Source organism: Sinorhizobium fredii USDA 257 (genome assembly GCF_000265205.3).
Lineage (GTDB): Bacteria > Pseudomonadota > Alphaproteobacteria > Rhizobiales > Rhizobiaceae > Sinorhizobium > Sinorhizobium fredii_B.
The window spans coordinates 6,419,498-6,439,829 of sequence record NC_018000.1 but is presented as its reverse complement, the minus strand read 5'-3'; the positions used below and the strand labels follow the sequence as shown (position 1 = coordinate 6,439,829).

Genomic DNA, 20,332 nt, shown 5'->3' with positions numbered 1-20,332 from the left:
CGCGTCGCGGGGAGGAGATCTGTTCCAATCACCATCGAGATCAGCCGGCCGTCTTGGCGAAACGGGCCAGCAGTTCGTTGCCTTCGTTCTCGATCGTTTCGAGGGCATCCTTCACGGTCGTTTCGCCGGAGAAGATGCGACCGTATTCACGCTCCATGATCTCGCGGATTTGCGGGTAAAAGCCGAGACGGTAACCCTTGGACCATTCGCCGGCCGGCAGCAGGAGCTGCTTGATGCCGACTTCGGCGACCGGCTTTTCCTTGTAGTAGCCGTCCTTCTCGGCGAGCTCGTAGGCTGCCTTGGTGATGGCGACGTAGCCGGTGGACTTGTGGTAGAAGTACTGGATTTCCGGCGAGGTCAGGAACTGGAAGAAGCGGGCCACACACTTGTTTTCCTCGTCCGACTTGCCGGACATGGCAAAGAGTGCGGCGCCGCCGATGAAGGAGTTGGTACCGGCGCCCTTGATCGAGCCCCAATAGGGGAGGAACGTCGCGGAGAACGGCATCTGCGCGGTCTTCTGCAGGCCGCCGAAGGAACCGGAGGAGCCGATCCAAAGCGCTGCCTTGCCTTCTTCGAAGACCTTCTGGTTGTCGTTCCAGCCGGCACCGTAGAAGGCGAAATGGCCCTGGTCCTTCCAGGCCTTCAGCTTCTCGAACATCATTTCGAGATTCGGGTCGGTGACGTTGAGCTTCGTATCGACGACGCTGTCGTAGCCATTGTTGTTGGTGGCGAACTGGACGTTGTTGCGCGAGAAGAAATTCTCGGTGAACTGCCAGGTGAGCTGCGACTGGACGAGCGGGATGAAGCCGGCCCCTTTCAGCTTCGGCGCGATCGCCTCGAACTCTTCCCAGGTCTTCGGCGCCTCGACGCCGGCCTTCTTCAGGGCCTCGTCATTGATGTACATGATCGGCGCCGAGGAATTGAACGGCATGCCGACGAACTTGCCTTCGGCGTCGGCGTAGAAGTAGCGCACGCCGTCGATGAAGGCGTTGCGATCGAAGTTGTAGCCCGCCTTGTTGATCAGGTCTTCGGCCGGAATGACAGCGCCCTTGGCGTTGATGATGGTTGCGGCGCCGGCGTCGAAGACCTGCAGGATGTTCGGCTGTTCGCCGGAGCGGAAGGCGGCGATGCCGGAAGCGAGCGCTTCCTCATAGGTGCCTTTGCTGACGGGCGTCAGCGCGCAAGCGCTCTGGGATGCGTTGAATTTCTGGGCGACTTCGTTGATCACCTCGCCGTTGCGGCCGGCCATGCCGTGCCACCAGGTGATGTTGGTCGCGGCGAACGACGCGGTCGTCGAAAATGCAAGAGCAAGGGCTGCGAGCGAAATTGTTTTGAGCATGTCTGGGTCCCTCTCCACCGTGGTTCCGGTTGGCAGTGGACTAGTGATCTTCAATGACAGGCCGGTAATGCTTTTGTGTCGGAACGATTACAAATTTGCCGCGATCGCTTGGTCGCGGGATGCGGGCCGAAAACCGCGCGCACTTTGCCTCGTTCCGCTCGTCGATCAAAAAGCATTCGGCAGGTGCCGCGGCCAGCGCCAGGGCATAACGGCGACGATGTCGTAGCGGACAGAGAGGCGGTGGAAATCCGCCTGACGCGAGAGCCAGACGTCGCTGGCGGCCCTGATCCGCCGTTGCGCCGTATCGGAGACGGCGAAGACCGCCCCGTCGAAAGTGCCGCGGGCCTTCACTTCGACGCAGGCGATGAGGTCGCCGCGCCGAGCGATGATGTCGATCTCGCCCAGCTTGGTGCGGTAGCGCATGGCGACGATGCGGTAGCCCTTGACGATCAGGCAGAGCGCGGCGCGGTATTCGGCAAGATGGCCGCGCTTCAGCGCCTTCAGCTTGCGGGCATCCGGACGCTCAACCTTCATTGCTGTCCTTGAGACCCAGCAGCCTGTCGTAGAGCTCCTTGCGTGGCAATCCGGTTTGCCGGGCGGCTTCCGTCGCGGCCTTGCCCGTCGGCATGTCGCGGGAAAGTGTTTTCAGGAGCGCGTCCACATCCGCGGCCCCGGGGGCTGGCTTTGCATCGGGCGGTCCGATCACCAGAACGATCTCGCCCTTCACACTTGCGCCTTCGTCGTAAAACGCCTTCAGTTCGCCGAGCGTGCCGCGGCGAAATTCCTCAAAGGTTTTGGTTAGTTCGCGGCAGACCGCCGCCTTCCTCCCTTCGCCGAAAATCTCGGCGGCCGCAGCGACGGTCGCGGCGATGCGGTGCGGCGACTCGAAGAAGAGAAGCGTCGCTGGCACGTGGGCGAATTCCGCCAACCGATCGCGCTTCGCCTTGTCCTTGGTGGGCAGAAAACCGGCAAAGAGGAAGGCATCGCTCGGGAGACCGGATCCGACGAGAGCCGCGAGCGGCGCCGACGCACCGGGAATGGGCACGACCCGATGACCGGCGTCGATCGCGAGCTGCGCCAGGCGATAGCCCGGGTCTGAGACGAGCGGCGTGCCGGCATCGGAGACGAGCGCCACGGATTTCCCCGCGGCAAGCGCCGAAAGCAGCCGCGGCCCGGCCTCGGCCGCGTTGTGTTCATGATAGGCAACCGGCCGATTGACGATGCCGTAGCGGTCGAGCAGCACCCGCGTCACCCGCGTGTCCTCGCAGGCAAGCAGGTCGGCGCCGGCGATCGTCTCCAGCGCCCTCAAGGTGATGTCGGCGAGATTGCCGATCGGCGTCGCCACCAGATAGAGAGCCGGCTCCAGCGGGCGCGCCGGAATGCTTGCATTGTGCAGGCGAAAGCTGCGGTGCCTTTCCTTCCCCGCCGCTTCGGTCGATTGCTGCTTGTCCAACGCCCTGTTCCCGCTTATGCCCGGCTTGCCGGTTCGCGCCCTTTATGAGTGAGCCGCACGCGCAGGGCAAGGCCGCCGGCCCCGGCGGGCGCCTGCATTTGGGAAAAGCCCGCAAAACCGCTTGCGTTCGCGGCGATTTTTCTGCCATTTTGCCCGTCCACATCACTCCGGCCGGCCGGCCGGGACACACGCAGTTTGACGCTGCGGCGGGCGCACCGCCCGTCCGGCAATGGTTGAAAGCGGTAGCATCCCATGCGCATTACTCTTGAGCGGTCCAATCTTTTGAAATCGCTGAACCATGTCCATCGCGTGGTCGAACGGCGCAACACCATCCCCATCCTCTCGAACGTGCTCCTGCGCTCCGATGGCGCCAGCCTCGAAATGAAGGCGACCGACCTCGACCTGGAGATCACCGAGGCAACGCCGGCCCAGGTGGAACAGGCCGGCGCCACGACCGTTCCGGCCCACCTGCTCTATGACATCGTCCGCAAGCTGCCGGACGGTTCCGAGGTGCGGCTCGCCACCAATGCCGAGGGTACGGCAATGACGGTTGCCTCGGGCCGCTCCAAGTTCTCGCTGCAATGCCTGCCGCAATCGGACTTTCCGGACCTCACGGCCGGCAGCTTCTCGCATTCCTTCCGCGTCAAGGCGCCGGACTTGAAGATGCTGATCGACAGGACGCAGTTCGCGATTTCGACGGAGGAAACGCGCTACTACCTCAATGGCATCTTCGTTCACACGGTGGAGGACAAGGGGCAGTTGAAGCTGCGCGCCGTTGCGACCGACGGCCATCGCCTCGCCCGTGCCGACATCGAGGCGCCGTCCGGTTCGGAGGGCATGCCCGGCATCATCGTTCCGCGCAAGACCGTCAGCGAATTGCAGAAGCTGCTCGACAATCCGGACGTGGTCGTGACGGTCGAGGTCTCGGACGCGAAAATCCGCCTGACGATCGGCTCGATCGTCATGACCTCGAAGCTGATCGACGGCACCTTCCCGGACTATCAGCGGGTGATTCCTGCCGGCAACGACAAGGAGCTGCGCGTCGACTGCCAGTCCTTCGCGCAAGCCGTCGACCGCGTCTCGACGATCTCCTCCGAACGCGGCCGAGCCGTCAAGCTCGCCTTGAACGAAGGCCAGATGACGCTGACCGTCAACAACCCGGATTCCGGCAGCGCAACGGAAGAATTGCCGGTCGGTTATGAGAGCGACCCGCTCGAGATCGGTTTCAACGCCAAGTACCTGCTCGACATCACCGCCCAACTTACCGGCAATGAAGCGGTCTTCATGCTGGCGGACCCGGGTTCGCCGACGCTGGTGCGGGACCTCGCGGCGGACGACGCGCTCTACGTGCTGATGCCGATGCGCGTGTAAGACGTCAGCGTCTTGATCAGACGCACAAAGGTCGCTGTCGCACTTTGAATTGGTGCCGTTCTATCCTTAGATCGGCTGCGATCTCGGGAAGCATGCAGCGGAGCGATATCGGACTGAAACCCGCCACGCCCGCGTGGTGGTTTTTTCATAGATCCGACGTCGCCCTCTGTTGATAAAGTGTCGCTTTCAGACGCAGGCCGACTTGTTTTCGCCGCAGATGCGAGCACATTATGCACAGACGCTCACGCGGGCCGCCGATTTGCGGCGACGCGCGTGTTGCCATGGAACAATGAAGTCGAGGGGATTCGATGAGTCTGCGCCTGAAGGTGAAGGAAAAGTTCGGTCAGAAGTTCGACGAAGAGATTCGCTTCTTCAAGGGCTGGATGAGCAACACCCGGGCCGTCGGCGCGATCCTGCCGACATCCGCAGTGACGGCGCGACGCATGGCGAGCGTCGTCAACCCGCGTTCCGGTCTGCCGGTCCTCGAGCTCGGCCCGGGCACAGGCGTGATCACCAAGGCGATCCTGGAGCGCGGCATTTCGCCTGAAAGGCTGATATCGGTCGAATACTCGACCGAATTCTTCAATCAGCTGAAGGAGGATTTCGCTGGCGTGCACTTCATCAACGGCGATGCCTTCGACCTTTCGCGCACGCTCGGCGCGCTGAACGGTCAACAGTTCGACAGCGTCGTCTCCGCCGTACCGCTCCTGAACTTCCCGATGCACCGCCGCGTCGAACTGATCGACGACCTGCTCTCGCGCGTCCCCTTCGGCCGTCCCGTCGTTCAGATCTCCTACGGGCCGATGTCGCCAGTGGTTGCCATGCCGGATCGCTATCGCATCCAGCATTACGATTTCGTCGTGCGCAACATCCCGCCGGCTCAGCTCTGGGTCTATAGCAAGGCCCATTAGACCCCGGACCTGCCGTGTTCGGCGTCTATATCACCCACCCGCAAGTCAAGATCGATCCCGCCGTCCCCGTGCCGGAATGGGGCCTGTCCGATCTCGGGCGGGAACGGGTACGCATGACCTCCGAACAGCCGTGGGTCCGATTGCTCGGCCGCGTCATCTCCAGCGCGGAAAAGAAGGCGATCGAAACGGCGGCAATTCTCGCGGAGGCCGCAGGCGTTCCGGTCGAGACCGACGAGGAGATGGGCGAGAACGACCGCTCCTCGACGGGCTTCCTGCCGCCCGACGACTTCGAGAAAGCAGCGGACCGGTTCTTCGCCCACCCCGAGGAGAGCCATTTGGGCTGGGAGCGCGCCATCGATGCGCAGGCGCGCATCTCGAAGGCGGTGTTCTCCATCCTCGACCGTCATGATCCGGCGATCCCGATCGCTTTTGTGGGGCATGGCGGCGTCGGCACGCTGCTGAAATGCCGGATGACGGGCGCGGCGATCTCCCGCAGCGCCGACCAGTTGCCGGGCGGCGGCAATCTCTTTGCCTTTCGTCTTGCGGATCGGGCCGTCACATGCGACTGGACGCCGATGGAGATTTGGCAGGGGTGATCTCGACATGAGCACAAGCGCGCGCGACCGGCTGATCGTCGGCCTCGACATTCCTACGATCGCCGAGGCCGAAAAGATCGTCTCGACGCTGGGCGAGGAGGTCGTCTTCTACAAGATCGGCTACCAGCTCGCCTTCGCCGGCGGCCTCGAATTCGCCCGCGATCTCGCCATGAGCGGCAAGAAGGTCTTTCTCGACATGAAACTGCTCGACATCGACAACACGGTGGCGAAGGGCGTCGAGAACATCGTCAGGATGGGCATGTCGATGCTGACGCTGCATGCCTATCCGAAGGCGATGAAGGCGGCCGTCGAAGCGGCGAAGGGATCGGACCTCTGCCTGCTCGGAGTGACGGTGCTGACCTCGATGGACGCGCGGGACGTCATCGATGCGGGTTACGGAACCGATCCACACACACTGGTGCTGCGCCGTGCCGAACAGGCGCGCACCGCCGGCATGGGCGGCATCGTCTGCTCGGCGGAGGAAGCCGCCGCCGTCCGCAACATCATCGGCGCGGAGATGGCGGTGGTGACGCCCGGCATCCGCCCCGCCGGTGCGGAGAAAGGCGACCAGAAGCGGGTGATGACGCCGGCCGAGGCGCTCAGTGCGGGATCGAGCCACCTCGTCGTCGCCCGACCGATCATCAAGGCGGTCGATCCGCTGGCCGCCAGCCGCGCAATCCTCGCCGAGATGGAGAGCACCCTCTCCGGTTGATCCGCCCTGAGGCGGCGCGACCAGCCTTGGCTTTGTCACTTCCTGTCAACCGGTGCGCTTGACCTCGACCCAGAATTGCCGGAAGTAACGATCCCGTCTGTGCTTTTCGAGAACGACGAGGAGTTCGTTATGGCAAAGGGATATTGGATTGCTCGGGTCGATATCAGAGACCCGGAACGCTACAAACACTACGTGGCGGCCGCAAAGCCGGCCTTCGAGAAATATGGCGCGACTTTCCTGGCGCGCGGCGGAGAATTCCACCGGTTGGAAGGCGCCGTCCGCGCCCGCAATGTGGTGATCGAATTCCCCTCCCTGCAGGCGGCGATCGACTGCTACAATTCCCCGGAATATCAGATCGCCGCTGCAATCCGCCAGGAGGTTGCCGATGCCGAGATGGTCGTAGTGGAGGGCGTCTGACCTCCCCGTCTGCTTCGAGCGGAGACACGGCGCCGTCCTCCGGGCAAGACCCCCTCCCCAACGCCTCCCCACAAGGGGGAGGGACTAGCCGTGGCACCGCCTCCGCCCCCTCCAACGCTTCCACACGCGGAAGCGGTTTAGGTGACGTGCCCAAGGCGCGGCATCGTGGCCCCTCCCCCTCGTGGCGAGGGGTTGGGGAGGGGTGAACCTGCCGCGAGCATGCGCGGAATGGCCTTCACCTTGCCCGCCGCTTCGGCTATGTAGCAAGCAATTCTTCCAAACGACTTCAGGAGTGCGCTTCCCATGACCTTGTCCAACCTTCCGCCGCTGGTGACGATTTTCGGCGGATCCGGATTTGTCGGCCGTCATGTGGTGCGCGCGCTTGCAAAGCGAGGCTATCGCATTCGCGTCGCGGTGCGCCGGCCGGATCTTGCAGGTCATCTCCAGCCGCTCGGCAGCATGGGCCAGATTTCCTTCGTCCAGGCCAATCTGCGCTATCGCAAGTCGGTCGATCGCGCCGTCGAGGGTGCCGACCACGTGATCAACTGCGTCGGCGTGCTCTTCGAGAGCGGCCGCAACACGTTTGACGCGGTACAGGACTTCGGCGCCCGGGCCGTCGCGGAAGCCGCCCGCGCGGCCGGTGCGACGCTGACGCATATTTCGGCAATCGGCGCCAACACGCAATCCGAGTCGAGCTACGCCCGCACCAAGGGCCGGGCCGAGATCGCCGTCCTCGAAACGGTCCCCGAGGCGGTCATCCTGCGCCCGTCGATCATCTTCGGGCCCGAGGACGACTTCTTCAACAAGTTCGCCAGCATGGCGCGCTTCGCACCCGCGCTGCCGCTGATCGGCGGCGGCCGGACGAAGTTCCAGCCGGTCTATGTGACGGATGTCGCCGAAGCGGTCGCCCGCGCCGTCGACGGGAAACTCACGGGCGGGACGATCTATGAACTCGGCGGCGCGCAGGTCCTGTCGTTCCGCGAATGTCTCGAGATCACGCTGAACACGATCGATCGCAAGCGTTCCTTCGTTTCGATCCCCTTCGGCATCGCATCGCTTCTCGGCAGCGTCGCATCACTCGTGCCGTTCATCGCGCCGCCGATTACCGCCGACCAGGTGGTGTTGCTCAAATCCGACAATGTGGTGTCCGCGGCGGCCGAGGCGGAAGGCCGGACGCTCCCCGGAATCGGCATCGAGCCGACCTTGCTCGAATCGATTCTGCCAACCTATCTGGTGCGTTTCCGCCCGCAGGGGCAGTATACGCGCGGCGGCCGCGCGGCCTGATTGCGCTACCAGCGATGTGGTTTGATTTCAGCCGCCGGTCCCGCCGGCGGCTTTTGCTTGTGGCCATGTTGCAACAGCGTTGCAGTTCTGCCGCAGTCGAAAACGGGAATGGTGTTTACCGCAGATTCAGCATGTCCTGATATTGATCATGACACGCCCGGCGAATAAACACCGCTCGCACCCACGGCGCGGCGAGCGCAGGCGGTGACAACATCATAGCTGAAAGGCATAACTTCCCATGGGCAAGTCGATCGCAATCTTTTTTGCGTCTGCGGCACTGATCATTCTGGCTGGCTCATTCATCGCACCGGGCACTGTGGCGAGCAGCAGCAAGGGCTGCACGCCTGGCTATGGCGTCGATCCGTGCACGACGGCGTCGATCGGGGCATCCGGCTGGTAAGCCGGTCTACTGCCTCGGCTTTGAGGCAGGCATCTTGAGTTATTGGCGGGGGCCAGGGGCCGCATGCGTTTCGCAAGAGACGCATGCGGCTTTATGTTTTGCGGGCTAAGCTTAGCCGAGCAGCCACAGACCGATCAGACCCGCAGTGCCGACCACGATGCGCCAGATCGCGAAGGGCGTGAAGCCGCGGTGCGAGACGAAATCGAGCAGCGAGCGCACGACGAAGATCCCCGCGACGAAGGCGGCGATGAAACCGACGGCGATGACGCTGATGTCGTCGAAGGAGAGCGCGTCACGGTTCTTGTAGAGGTCGAGGGTGAAGGCGCCGACCATGGTCGGCATGGCGAGGAAGAAGGAGAACTCGGCGGCCGAACGCTTGTCGGTTCCCATCAGCAGAGCGCCGGCGATTGTCGCGCCGGAGCGTGACGTCCCCGGAATCATCGCGAGGCACTGGAAGAGCCCGATCTTCAGGGCGAGCGACGGCGGGTAGTCGAACACGTCGGTATAGCGCGGCTTCAAGGGCAGGCGGTCGATCATGTAGAGAATGACACCGCCGACGATCAGTACGACGCAGATCAGCATCGGTGTCTCGAACAGGACCGCCTTGATGAAGCCATGTGCCGCGGCCCCGATCAGCGCAGCCGGCAGGAAGGCGAGCAACACCGACAAGACGAAGCGCCGTGCCTTAACGCTCGTCGGCAGGGCCAAGGCGATCGATAGGAGCTTCTGGAAATAGACGAGCAGGATGGCAAGGATGGCACCGAGCTGGATGAGCACGGCAAAAGTGTTTCCCGGCGACTTGAAGCCGAGGAAGTGCCCGGCGAGGAGTACATGCGCCGTCGACGAGACGGGAATGAACTCCGTCAGCCCTTCGATGAGCCCAAGCACGAGCGCGCTGATGATCGATTGATCGGCCATATATGAACGTTTCCTGATATTCTGGGATTTGGGAGGAGAAAGTCGATTCTCTTGTGTTTGCCACCACAACTACCTATAGCTCGTTGTCGCAAGCCGTGGCCAGTTGCATACGCCGCGACGCCGAGATCCTCGAAAACAGCTGCAATCTGATCATCGATGCCGACACTGTATCATCACCCCATGTCCTCTGCCTCGCGGTTCGTACGCCTTATTCTCTCAGAATATGGCTATCAGACGGAATTGAGCGAGGAACAGCCCTGGGAGAACCGGCGCGACTTCCTGGCGCTCAACCCGGCCGGCACCCTGCCGGTCTATGTGGATGACAGCATGCGGGCGCTTTGCGGCGCGACGATCATCTCGGAATATCTCGACGAGACCAGCGGCATCATGAAGCGCGATCGCCGGCTGCTGGCGGAGGATCCGTTCCAGAGGGCCGAGATCCGCCGGCTCACCGAATGGTTCCTGCAGAAGATGGAAGCCGACGTGACGCGGCCGCTGGTGCGCGAGCGCATCTTCAAGCTGCAGATGACACCCGACCAAGGCGGCGGCGCGCCGGATTCGAAGGTTCTCCGAACCTCGCGCAACAATATCCGTCAGCACATGAAGTATCTCTCCTGGCTCGCCGGCTCGCGCCCCTGGCTTGCCGGCGACCGAATCTCCTATGCCGATCTCGCGGCGGCCGCGGCGACCTCGGTGCTCGACTATCTCGGCGAAATAGACTGGTCCGACGCGCCATCCGCCAAGGAATGGTACCAGCGGCTGAAATCCCGGCCGTCCTTCCGTCCGCTGCTTGCCGAGCGGGTGCGCGGCGTAACCCCCGTCTCCCATTATGCGGATCTCGATTTCTAAGGACGCGACGATGCCTGGCGACGCTGCAAAGGCGGAGAACCAGGACAGGAAACGACGGACGCTCACCGCTTTCCTGAAGGAGGAAGCCGCGGCCAAGGGCTTCGATCTCTGTCGCATCACGCGGCCGGACGCGATTCCCGATGCGCCGGACCGGCTCCGGCAGTTCCTTGACGAGGGCTGTCACGGGACGATGGAATGGATGTCGGAGACGGCGGAACGGCGCTCCGATCCTCGCGTGCTGTGGAGCGAAGTCCGCTCGATCGTCCTGTTCGGGATGAATTACGGCCCCGACACCGATCCGCTCGCGATCCTCGCCAAGCAGGACCGGGGCGCAATTTCGGTCTACGCTCAGAACCGCGACTATCACGACGTCGTCAAGGGGCGGCTGAAGGAGATCGCCACGCGCTTTGCTGCTCGAGCCGGCGAGGATGTGAAGGTCTTCGTCGACACCGCACCCGTCATGGAGAAGCCGCTCGCGGAAAAAGCCGGCATCGGCTGGCAGGGCAAGCACACCAATCTCGTCAGCCGCGACTTCGGCTCGTGGCTCTTTCTCGGCAGCCTGTTCACCACCGCCGATCTCGACCCTGACGCGCCGGAACGCGACCATTGCGGCTCCTGCCGGGCCTGCCTCGACGTCTGTCCGACCGGCGCCTTTCCGGCGCCCTATCGCATCGATGCGCGACGCTGCATCTCCTATCTGACGATCGAGCACAAGGGGCCGATCGACCCTGAATTGCGCCCGCTGATCGGCAACCGCATCTATGGCTGCGACGATTGCCTTGCCGTCTGCCCTTGGAACAAGTTTGCGCGCTCGGCCTCAGAGATGAAGCTTAAAGCGCGGGAAGACCTCCAGGAACCGGAACTCGCCGACCTGCTGACGCTCGACGACATCGCCTTCCGCAGCTTGTTTTCCGGCTCTCCGGTGAAACGCATCGGACGCGACCGCTTTGTCAGAAATGTCTTGATCGCCGCCGGCAATTCCGGCGAAGAGAGGTTCGTACACGCCTGCAAGGCGCTGGCGCGTGACGCCTCGCCGACCGTCAGGGCGATGGCCGTCTGGGCACTTTCGCGGCTGCTGGCAGCGGACGACCTCGCCGCCTTTGCACGGGAGTGCGGGCGGGAAACCGACGATGAGGTGCTTTCGGAATGGGAAATGGCAGGAGTGAGCCGATGCATGTCCTGATACTTGGCGCCGGCTATTCCGGCACGGCCATCGCCAAGGCGCTTGCGCCCGCCGCGCAATCGGTGACGGGAACCACCCGTTCGCCGGACAAGCTGCCGGCGCTCGAGGCGGCCGGAATCGAGCCTCTGCTGTTCGACGGAACGACGATTTCCGCGGAACTCGCCGCCGCGATGGGCAAGGCGACCCACCTCATCCAATCCATTGCGCCCGGCCACGAAGGCGACCCGATGTTTCGCGCCGGCACGCCGCCGCTTACAGACCTGCTGCCGAAGCTTGAATGGGTGGGCTATCTTTCGACGGTCGGCGTCTATGGCGATCATGGCGGCGGCTGGGTTACTGAAGAGACGCCGATCAAGCCGGTGTCGCAACGCTCGAAGGAACGGGTCGAGGCGGAAAACGCCTGGCTGGACCATGGCGCCAGGCAGGGAATTCCGGTTGCAGTGCTTCGCCTTGCCGGCATCTACGGGCCGGGCCGCAATGCCTTCCGCAATCTCGCCGAAGGCACGGCGCGGCGCGTCGTGAAGACGAACCAGGTCTTCAATCGCATCCGCGTCGAGGATATCGGCTCGGCCGCCGCTTTCCTCGCCAGCCGCGGCATGGGCGGGGTTTTCAACGTTACCGACGACGAGCCAGGACCGCCGCAGGACGTGGTGGCCGAGGCCGCCCGGCTGATGGGCGTCGAGACGCCGCCGGAGATTCCGTTCGAAGCCGCCGACATGTCGCCGATGGCGCGCTCCTTCTACGGCGAGAACAAGCGCGTCTCCAATCAGCGGCTGCGCCAGGCCGGCTTCGATTTCGCCTTTCCGAATTATCGCGCTTCGCTTGCACAGCTATGGACGAGCGGCATCTGGCGCGGCGAATAGTTTACTTCGGCAATACTTTGATCAGAATATCTGCTCACCACCGAAAGCATGTGGTGAGATCATCCGAAAGTAATAGATTCGGGCCACTCATCTTGACTACCTCATACCGCCACATTTCAACCTATACTTCGCCGTTCCGCACAACCTTAGCGATAGTTCGGAATTCTAATGATGAAAGTTCGTGGAAATTCACGCGAATCGAAAATTTAAATGTTTTTTTACGTCGGCTTGGCAGCTGCGTGGAACCAAAGCTCGCAAAACGCGTTTAGGCGCTGTTTTTAAAGAATTTCTTTGAGCATTTTAAAACAATTAAACCGGCATTCAATTTTAAATTAGGGGCGCTTTTTAATAAATCCTAATCAAAGGTTAAAGGTTGAAGCACGCTTTTGCCACTTTTCGCCCTAATTAGCTCGAACTGCAAAGGGAACTAGTCGAACATTCAATCCGAAGGGATCCTCGCTTGAAACCCGCGAAAATCAAGACTGCTGCCGCCGCAGCGCTATTCACCGTCGGGATGGGTTTGGTCTCAGCATCCGACACTCAGGCAAAAGGGACGGGTTGCGGTGGCGCCTCCTGGTATGCCCTCACCTCGAAAACCGCCTCCGGCGAGCGCATGAATGCCGCGCGCCTGACGGCCGCGCACCGGAGCCTGAAATTCGGCACCAAGGTCCAGGTCACCAACAAGCGAAACGGCAAGACCGTCGTCGTCCGGATCAACGACCGCGGTCCTTTCATTCGCGGTCGGGTCATCGATCTCTCCAAAGCGGCTGCCTCGCAGATCGGCATGATCCGCTCCGGCACCGCCAGCATCTGCTATCAAGTCGTCAATTCCTGATCGGCCATCCGTCCCCCGACTCCGGGCTGGACGGATCTGCTCCGTCAGACTTCGCCCCCCGCATATAATGCGACCGCTCACTTGCTCTTCGATGCCATCGCCGCTACCACGGCGAAAAAGGAGTTGATCGAAGATGCGATTGGGCGGACGGCTCTCGGGAGCCATTGACGTTCTTGACGATATCGAAAAGCGGAAGCGCCCCGTCGCCGACGCGCTCAAGGACTGGGGCCTCTCGCATCGTTTCGCCGGATCGGGCGATCGCGCCGCCATCGGCAACATCGTCTACGATGCGCTCCGGATGAAGCTTTCCCACGCCTATCTGATGGACAGCGACAGCGCCACCGCCCTTGCCCATGCGGTCATGTACCGCCAATGGGGCTTCGGGGTCGATTGGCTCACGGCGGAACTCGCCGACGACAAGTTTGCCCCGGAAGCGCCTTCGACGGAAATGATGAAGGCGTTCGGCGAGCGCCGCATCGACGACGCGCCGCTGCATGTGCAGGGCGACATCCCCGAATGGACGCAGGCGTCCTTCCAGGAAAACTTCTCCGACGACTGGCTCGATGAAGCCAGGGCACTGGCTGGCCGCCCGACCCTCGACCTGCGCGTCAACACGCTGAAGGCAAGCCGCGACAAGGTGCTGAAATCCTTGGATCGCAGCGGTGCCGAGCCTGCGGCGATCGCCCGCTATGGCGTGCGCATTCCCGCCGGCGAAGGCGCCTCGCGCCTGCCGAACGTGACCGCCGAGGTCTCGTTCCAGAAGGGCTGGTTCGAGGTTCAGGACGAAGGTTCGCAGATCGTCGCCGACTTGGTCTTCCCGCGAGAGGGCGAGCAGGTGCTCGACTATTGCGCCGGCGGCGGCGGCAAGACGCTCGCCATCTCCGCCGCCATGAACAACAAGGGCCAGGTGCATGCCTACGACACCGACCGCAAGCGGCTGGCACCGATCATCGAGCGACTGAAGCGCGCCGGCACCCGCAATGTGCAGGTGCACGAGTCGGCGGATTCGCTCGCACCGCTGGTCGGCCGCTGCGATCGAGTGCTTGTCGATGCCCCCTGCACCGGTACGGGAACGTGGCGGCGCCGGCCCGACACGAAGTGGCGCCTGACCCAGAAGAACCTCGAGGAGCGGCTGGCGCAGCAGGAGGAGGCGCTTGCCGGTGCCGCCCAATTCGTCCGCCCCGGCGGCTACTTGATCTACGTGACCTGTTCCGTGCTGCCGGAGGAGAACGAAGCGCAGGTCTACGGTTTCTGCGAGGACAATCCGGAGTTCGAGATCCTCTCGGCAGCCGACACATGGGCGACACTGTTCGGCACCGACAAGCCGCAGCCCTGGTCCGCCGATATGAAGACCGTCACCCTGACGCCTGGCTCGACCGGAACCGACGGGTTCTTCTTCTGCCTGATGGGCAGGAAAGGGTAGCAGGCCGGGTGCATGTCGCCCAAAGGTGTGCAGCGGTTTTGCGACAACGGCATGCACAAACAAATACCTAATGCGCATTGTATGGATACCATGAATGCCACGCTTTAGCTCCTGCAAGGGGAAGTCGCAAATTTGAAAGTGTTCTAAACTATACGCTTTGACACCAGTTTGCTTTTGGTTCATGAGAAATGGCGCTTTACCGGCCTCGAGCCGCTTCGCTCGGCCGGCCTGCGAGACGCCAAAGGAGAGGGTCATGACCAAGAATTTCATCCGCGCGGCCGCACTGGCGCTCATGACGGCAACGTCGGCATTGGCGTTGCAGCCGGCGAATGCGGCGACTGACGCTGCCGCCGTCGTCAAGCATTATGCCGCCGTGGCGCACGCCAAATATGAGGACGCGCTGACAACGGCCGAGGCGCTCGACAAGGCGGTCGATGCGCTGATCGCAAGCCCCAGCGAGGCGACGTTGAAGGCGGCGCGCGAGGCTTGGCTCAGGGCCCGCAACCCCTATCAGGAGACGGAGGTCTACCGCTTCGGCAATTCGATCGTCGACGACTGGGAAGGCAAGGTGAACGCTTGGCCGCTGGACGAAGGCCTGATCGACTATGTCGATGCGAGCTACGGCACGGAGAGCGACGAGAACGCTCTCTTCACCGCCAACGTCATCGCCAACAAGACGATCAAGATCGACGGCAAGGACGTCGACGCGACGAATATCACGCCGGAATTCCTGGGCGGCACGCTCCAGGAAGCCGGCGGCATCGAGGCGAATGTCGCGACAGGCTACCATGCCATCGAATTCCTCCTTTGGGGCCAGGATCTGAACGGCACCGGCCCGGGCGCCGGCAAGCGTGCCTATACCGATTTCGACACGAAGGCCTGCACGAACGGCAATTGCGACCGCCGCGCCGCCTATCTCAAGGCGGCGACGAGCCTGCTCGTCTCCGACCTCAAGGAAATGGTCGGCAACTGGGCACCGGAAGGTGCCGCGGCCAAGGCGGTGGAGGGAGACCCCAAGGCCGGCCTCGCGGCGATCCTCACAGGCATGGGCTCGCTCTCCTATGGTGAACTTGCCGGCGAGCGCATGAAGCTCGGCCTGTTGCTGCACGATCCGGAAGAGGAGCACGATTGCTTCTCGGACAACACACACAACTCGCATCTGCATGACGCGATCGGCGTCCAGTCGGCCTATACCGGGGAATACACCCGGGTCGACGGCACGAAGCTCACCGGCCCTTCGCTTTCCGAACTCGTTGCCGCCAAGGACGCCGCCCTCGACAAGGAGTTGACGGCCAATCTCGCGACAACGGTCGAGAAGATGCAGGCGATGGCCAAGCGCGCCGAAACCGGCGAAGCCTACGACCAGATGATCGCGGAAGGCAATGCGGAAGGCAACGCAACCGTTCAGGCCGCCATCGACGGGCTGATCGCCCAGGCCAAGACCGTCGAACGCGTCATCGCGGCGCTCGACCTCGGCACGATCGAGCTTGAAGGTTCGGACAGCCTGGATAATCCTAACGCAGTTTTCCAATAAGCCGAGAAAGGCGGGCCGCTCCGACAAGCACGGCCCGGCCCTCGCACGATGAAAGTCCTGACCGCCCGCTTCCTTGCGCTGCCGATTGCCGCGCTCATCGGCCTTGCCGCCACGGCGTTGGCGATGTCGGGCGACATCGGAGTCGGTGGTGGTTCCAGCACCCCCTCTGCCCTGCCGGGCATCTCCCCCACAAGGGGGGAGATTCGATACAAGCAAAGCCCTGCCCGACAATCAGCTCGCAAACGCCGAATTCAAAGATACGCGCGCGGCCCAGTTCGTTGAGCGGGACCTCGCCGCTTGCCGATCTCTCTCCTTGTGGGAGAGGTGCCCGGCAGGGCAGAGGGGGGTGCCTGGCTGCACGCGACGATCTCTCCGAACTGGACCTACAGCGCGTCGAGACCGTCACCCGGGCGGCGACCGACTTCTCCAAGGCCGAACAGTTCGAGGCGATGCCCGGCGGCGCGACGACGACGATCGCGCCCATCAACGAGAGGGTCTTCGCGCAATTCTCGGCCAACCTGCCTTTTGAGGACGAGCAGAATTTCAAGCTCGGCAAGGCACTGTTCGAAAAGCTTTGGGTCTCCGCCCCCTCCTCGACGCAGGCTTCAGATGGGCTCGGTCCGCTCTACAATGCCCGCGCCTGCGAGAGCTGCCATCCGCGCGACGGCCGCGGCCGTCCGCCGGCGGGAGCGGACGCGACATCGACGATCTTCCGTCTCGCCCGTCCGGCGCGCGTCGAAGCCGAACGCCGCATGATCGCCGCCCACCAGGTGGCGAATTTGCCGGATCCCGTCTATGGCGCGCAGCTGCAGGATAGCGCCGTGCCCGGACTTGCCGCCGAGGGCCGCCTCGAGGTCACTTATCAGGATGAGTCGGTGCCGCTTTACGGAGGCGAAACGGTCTATCTTCGCAAGCCGCACTATGGCGTCACCGACCTTGGCTATGGCCCGATGGACCCGACGACCATTCTGTCGCCGCGGGTCGCCCCGCCGATGATCGGACTCGGCCTCATCGAGATGATCCACGAGTCCGACATCCTCGCGAAGGCCGACCCGAACGACCGGGACGGAGACGGCATCAGCGGACGGGCAGCGCTCGTGCGGGATCGAGATCGTGGCGCGCTCGCCCTCGGCCGCTTCGGCTGGAAGGCCCAGAACCCGACGATTCGCCAACAGGCCGCAGACGCCTTCGCCGCCGATATCGGCATTTCCACCCCTGCCTTCGACAACGGTCATGGCGATTGTACCGAGGCACAGGGCGCTTGTCGCAGGCTCCCGACCGGGGTGCAGGCGCGGCTCGGGCCGGTCGAGGCGCCCGACCCGGTGCTCGGCCTCGTCACCTTTTATTCCGCCAATCTCGCCGTTCCGGCGCGCCGCAAGGCAAGCTTTCCGGAAACGTTGAACGGCAAGCAGCTGTTCTACGAAGCGGGCTGTCCGGCCTGCCACGTGCCGAAATACGTGACCCGGCGCGATGCGCCGCACAAGGAGCTGGCGTTCCAGTTGATCTGGCCCTACTCCGACTTCCTGCTGCACGACATGGGGGAGGGACTGGCCGACCGCCAAGACGTCGGTGTCGCCAGCGGACGCGAATGGCGCACGCCGCCGCTCTGGGGGTTGGGCTTAACGAAGACCGTCAGCGGTCACACGTTCCTGCTTCACGATGGACGTGCCCGCAATTTCACCGAGGCCATCCTCTGGCACGGCGGCGAAGCGGAAAAAGCCCGCAATGCCTTCGCCGCGATGTCGAGGGACGATCGAAACGCCCTGCTTTCCTTTCTGGAGTCGCTCTGATGCGCCTGAGCCTTCCCCTGACCCTCGGCTTGCTGCTTCTTGCAGTCGTCGCGCCTGCGGCGGCGCAGGAGGGCGCTATCCTCTCGCCGCGCGTCCTCGACGAGGCTGCCCTGCCGGGCGTGATGGCGAAGGCGGTGGATGATTTCATCGTTCCCGGCTATCGCGACCTGTCGCAGGCAACGGCCGACCTTGCCGAAGATAGCGTCGTCCTCTGCGATAAACCGTCCGCCGCGGCCCTCGAAGAGACGCGATCGTCCTTCTCGGAGGTCGTGCGCAACTGGTCGACGATCGAGATCGTCCGCCTTGGACCGGCCCTCGAACAGAACCGCTTCGAGCGCTTCCTCTTCTATCCCGACCGCAGGGGCACCGGCCTGAAGCAGGTGCAAGCCATCCTCACAAAGCGCGACGAGAGCGCGACGCAGGCGGAGAGCCTGAAGACGAAGAGCGTCGCCGTGCAGGGCCTCGGCGCGCTTGAATATGTTCTTTACGGCACCGGAGCAGAGACGCTCAGCGGGGACGATAGCCGCTTTCGCTGCCGCTACGGAATGGCGATCGCGCAGAACCTGACGGCGATTGCCGGCGAGCTTCTTGCCGCCTGGGAGAAGCCCGACGGCATCCAGTCTGCCTGGAAGACGCCGGGCCCTGACAATCCGCTCTTCCGCGACAACAAGGAAGCGGCGACAGAACTGCTCGGGGTTCTCGTGCACAGCGTCGAGATGATCAAAGACCAGCGGCTGCGCCCCTTCTACAGCGGGGCGGTCAACGGCAAGCTTGACAAGGGTCGCCCGAAGCTCGCCATCTACTGGCGATCGGGCAATACGATGGCGGCGATTGCCGCGAACCTCCGCGGGCTGCAGACGCTCTTCAACAGCGCGGGCATGGAGAGCCTGCTTCCGGGCGACAGCCGCTCGATCGCCGGTTCGGTGAATTTCCTTCTCAAGGCCTTGATCAGCATGACCGAGCGCGTCGAGGGCCCGATCGATGCGGTGCTTGCCGATGAGAAACAGCGCTCCAGGCTCGACTTCATCGCCCTCAACACCGCCGACCTCCTCGACCGGCTGAACCGCGACTTCGGCGGCGCGATCGGGCTCGGGGCCGGGTTTTCCTTCGCGGACGGCGATTGACACGCGAACGTGAAAAGCCTGCAGCGGCCTATCGTTGACAAGCGGCGGATTTCGGAGCAAAGCGCATTCATGTCCGCTCCGCGGGCATGCTTCACCCACGAAGGATCAACCCAAGATGAACCCCGACAGTCGAAGTCGAGCCTTCATTGCGGCCATGCGGACCTGATCGATCAGGGCTCCAAGCGGTCGGATGACCTCGCCTATGGAGCCCAAAATGCTGCGTATCTACAAAAGCCAGGACGGCCATCTCGTGCTCGTCGATCGTGCCGCCGGTCTCGCCATCCAGGAGCCGGTGACCTGGTTCGACCTTTTCAACCCCTCCGCCGATGAGACGCGGTTTGTCGAGGACCATCTCGGCATCGCCATCCCGACCCGCGACGAGATGCAGGAGATCGAGCTTTCAGACCGCCTCTACCAGGAGGACGGCGCGGAGTTCATGACCATGACCGCGACCGCGAAGCTCGACAGTGACTATCCGGTGAAGGTGCCGGTGACCTTCGTCCTGAAGGGCGCGACGCTGGTCACGGTGCGCCACGCCGACCCGAAGCCGTTCCAGATCTACGCAACCCGCATCCAGAAGCCGAACGGCGCCGTCTGCGAAACGGGCGAGCTGGTCATGCTGGGTCTGCTCGAGGCGATGATCGACCGGATTGCCGACGCCCTGGAGCGTTCCGGCAACGAGGTCGACGGGATCTCGCGCGAGGTGTTCCGCAAGTCGCATGCGAGCGCCACCAAGAAGACCCGCGACCTGCAGTCGCTGATCGAACAGATCGGCCAGAAGGGCGACCTTCTGACGACTATCCGGGAAAGCCTGGTCAGCATCGGCAGGCTCGTCGCCTACCACGTCGCCCTTGAAAGGAGCACGGCGCGCAAGGCCGCCAAGGAGAGCCGGCAGCGGATCAAGCTGATTCAGCGCGACGCCGTCTCGCTCGGCGACCACGCGCTGTTCCTGTCGAACACGATCAACTTCCTGCTCGACGCGACGCTCGGCCTGATCAATCTCGAGCAGAACCAGATCATCAAGATCTTCTCGGTCGCAGCCGTCGTGTTCCTGCCGCCGACGCTCGTCGCTTCGATCTACGGCATGAACTTCGATGTCATACCGGAGCTCCACTGGCGGCTCGGCTATCCCTATGCGCTGGTTGCGATGGCGATTTCCGCGCTGCTGCCGTATCTCTATTTCAAACGCCGGGGCTGGCTGTAGGGACGTAGAACCGTGAGAAATTTCCCCTCCCCAACCCCTCCCCACAAGGGGGATGGGCTTGCCCTCCGCGGCACGCTCGACGCCATCTCCGACATCCGCGCCTGCGGAACCGGTGAGGCTGAACGG

20 protein-coding genes are annotated in these 20,332 nt (G+C 63.3%); 16 read left to right on the top strand and 4 right to left on the bottom strand.

Translation table 11 applies throughout. From position 1 onward, the window contains the following. Nucleotides 1-40: 40 nt before the first annotated feature. The 3 genes from USDA257_RS30180 to rsmI form a co-directional block, all read right to left on the bottom strand. Complete coding sequence (locus USDA257_RS30180; RefSeq protein ID WP_014766784.1) at nucleotides 41-1,339, bottom strand: extracellular solute-binding protein; 1,299 nt, start codon at nucleotides 1,337-1,339, stop codon at nucleotides 41-43. A gap of 165 nt (nucleotides 1,340-1,504) precedes the next feature. Then, nucleotides 1,505-1,873 carry a YraN family protein gene (locus tag USDA257_RS30175; protein ID WP_014766782.1) on the bottom strand — a complete coding sequence of 123 codons (369 nt, stop codon included), beginning with the start codon at nucleotides 1,871-1,873 and terminating at the stop codon, nucleotides 1,505-1,507. Next, on the bottom strand, nucleotides 1,863-2,792 hold the full coding sequence (gene rsmI, locus USDA257_RS30170; protein ID WP_014766781.1) for a 16S rRNA (cytidine(1402)-2'-O)-methyltransferase: 930 nt from the start codon (nucleotides 2,790-2,792) through the stop codon (nucleotides 1,863-1,865). The genes USDA257_RS30175 and rsmI overlap by 11 nt, the downstream gene beginning before the upstream one ends. A 252-nt stretch (nucleotides 2,793-3,044) precedes the next feature. On the opposite strand from rsmI, the gene dnaN reads away from it, so the two are divergent. The 7 genes from dnaN to USDA257_RS37285 all read left to right on the top strand — a co-directional run bounded on the left by dnaN (nucleotide 3,045) and on the right by USDA257_RS37285 (nucleotide 8,483). Continuing rightward, the gene (dnaN, locus tag USDA257_RS30165; protein WP_014766779.1) at nucleotides 3,045-4,163 is read left to right on the top strand and encodes a DNA polymerase III subunit beta; all 1,119 of its coding nucleotides are present in this window, start codon (nucleotides 3,045-3,047) and stop codon (nucleotides 4,161-4,163) included. Nucleotides 4,164-4,471: 308 nt separating this feature from the next. After that, nucleotides 4,472-5,074 carry a phospholipid N-methyltransferase PmtA gene (pmtA, locus tag USDA257_RS30160; protein WP_014766778.1) on the top strand — a complete coding sequence of 201 codons (603 nt, stop codon included), beginning with the start codon at nucleotides 4,472-4,474 and terminating at the stop codon, nucleotides 5,072-5,074. Between the two features lie 14 nt (nucleotides 5,075-5,088). Continuing rightward, nucleotides 5,089-5,670 (top strand): histidine phosphatase family protein, encoded by a 582-nt coding sequence (locus USDA257_RS30155; RefSeq protein ID WP_014766777.1) that lies wholly within the window; start codon nucleotides 5,089-5,091, stop codon nucleotides 5,668-5,670. A gap of 7 nt (nucleotides 5,671-5,677) precedes the next feature. Next, the gene (gene pyrF / locus USDA257_RS30150; RefSeq protein ID WP_014766776.1) at nucleotides 5,678-6,382 is read left to right on the top strand and encodes an orotidine-5'-phosphate decarboxylase; all 705 of its coding nucleotides are present in this window, start codon (nucleotides 5,678-5,680) and stop codon (nucleotides 6,380-6,382) included. A gap of 129 nt (nucleotides 6,383-6,511) precedes the next feature. After that, nucleotides 6,512-6,799 carry a DUF1330 domain-containing protein gene (locus USDA257_RS30145; RefSeq protein WP_014766775.1) on the top strand — a complete coding sequence of 96 codons (288 nt, stop codon included), beginning with the start codon at nucleotides 6,512-6,514 and terminating at the stop codon, nucleotides 6,797-6,799. A gap of 303 nt (nucleotides 6,800-7,102) precedes the next feature. Further along, a complete protein-coding gene (locus USDA257_RS30140; protein ID WP_014766773.1) occupies nucleotides 7,103-8,083 on the top strand; it encodes a complex I NDUFA9 subunit family protein in 981 nt (326 codons plus the stop codon). A gap of 238 nt (nucleotides 8,084-8,321) precedes the next feature. After that, complete coding sequence (locus USDA257_RS37285) at nucleotides 8,322-8,483, top strand: hypothetical protein (RefSeq protein WP_041414863.1); 162 nt, start codon at nucleotides 8,322-8,324, stop codon at nucleotides 8,481-8,483. A 111-nt stretch (nucleotides 8,484-8,594) separates the two neighbouring features. Here the strand turns inward: USDA257_RS37285 and USDA257_RS30130 are convergent, their stop codons facing one another. Further along, entirely contained in the window at nucleotides 8,595-9,401 is an 807-nt protein-coding gene (locus USDA257_RS30130; RefSeq protein ID WP_014766772.1) for an undecaprenyl-diphosphate phosphatase, read from the bottom strand. A gap of 156 nt (nucleotides 9,402-9,557) precedes the next feature. Between USDA257_RS30130 and USDA257_RS30125 the strand changes: the two genes are divergently transcribed. The 9 genes from USDA257_RS30125 (at nucleotide 9,558) to USDA257_RS30085 (ending at nucleotide 20,206) form a co-directional block, all read left to right on the top strand. Then, nucleotides 9,558-10,250 (top strand): glutathione S-transferase family protein, encoded by a 693-nt coding sequence (locus tag USDA257_RS30125; RefSeq protein ID WP_014766771.1) that lies wholly within the window; start codon nucleotides 9,558-9,560, stop codon nucleotides 10,248-10,250. A gap of 10 nt (nucleotides 10,251-10,260) precedes the next feature. Beyond that, complete coding sequence (queG, locus tag USDA257_RS30120) at nucleotides 10,261-11,433, top strand: tRNA epoxyqueuosine(34) reductase QueG (RefSeq protein ID WP_014766770.1); 1,173 nt, start codon at nucleotides 10,261-10,263, stop codon at nucleotides 11,431-11,433. Next, nucleotides 11,421-12,296 (top strand): SDR family oxidoreductase, encoded by an 876-nt coding sequence (locus USDA257_RS30115; protein ID WP_014766769.1) that lies wholly within the window; start codon nucleotides 11,421-11,423, stop codon nucleotides 12,294-12,296. Before queG ends, USDA257_RS30115 begins: the two co-directional genes overlap by 13 nt. 460 nt (nucleotides 12,297-12,756) lie before the next feature. Further along, a complete protein-coding gene (locus tag USDA257_RS30110) occupies nucleotides 12,757-13,131 on the top strand; it encodes a septal ring lytic transglycosylase RlpA family protein (protein ID WP_014766768.1) in 375 nt (124 codons plus the stop codon). A gap of 133 nt (nucleotides 13,132-13,264) precedes the next feature. Further along, nucleotides 13,265-14,554: an RsmB/NOP family class I SAM-dependent RNA methyltransferase gene (locus tag USDA257_RS30105; protein WP_014766767.1), complete on the top strand. Its 1,290-nt coding sequence runs from the start codon at nucleotides 13,265-13,267 to the stop codon at nucleotides 14,552-14,554. A 253-nt stretch (nucleotides 14,555-14,807) separates the two neighbouring features. After that, nucleotides 14,808-16,088, top strand: a complete 1,281-nt coding sequence (locus USDA257_RS30100; protein ID WP_014766766.1) for an imelysin family protein — start codon at nucleotides 14,808-14,810, stop codon at nucleotides 16,086-16,088. 278 nt (nucleotides 16,089-16,366) lie between these two features. Continuing rightward, nucleotides 16,367-17,878 (top strand): di-heme oxidoreductase family protein, encoded by a 1,512-nt coding sequence (locus USDA257_RS30095; RefSeq protein WP_014766765.1) that lies wholly within the window; start codon nucleotides 16,367-16,369, stop codon nucleotides 17,876-17,878. Then, nucleotides 17,878-19,002, top strand: a complete 1,125-nt coding sequence (locus USDA257_RS30090) for an imelysin family protein (protein ID WP_014766764.1) — start codon at nucleotides 17,878-17,880, stop codon at nucleotides 19,000-19,002. Before USDA257_RS30095 ends, USDA257_RS30090 begins: the two co-directional genes overlap by 1 nt. Before the next feature lie 214 nt (nucleotides 19,003-19,216). Continuing rightward, nucleotides 19,217-20,206, top strand: coding sequence for a magnesium transporter CorA family protein (locus tag USDA257_RS30085; RefSeq protein WP_014766763.1), 990 nt, complete (start codon nucleotides 19,217-19,219; stop codon nucleotides 20,204-20,206). The last annotated feature ends 126 nt before the right edge of the window (nucleotides 20,207-20,332 follow it).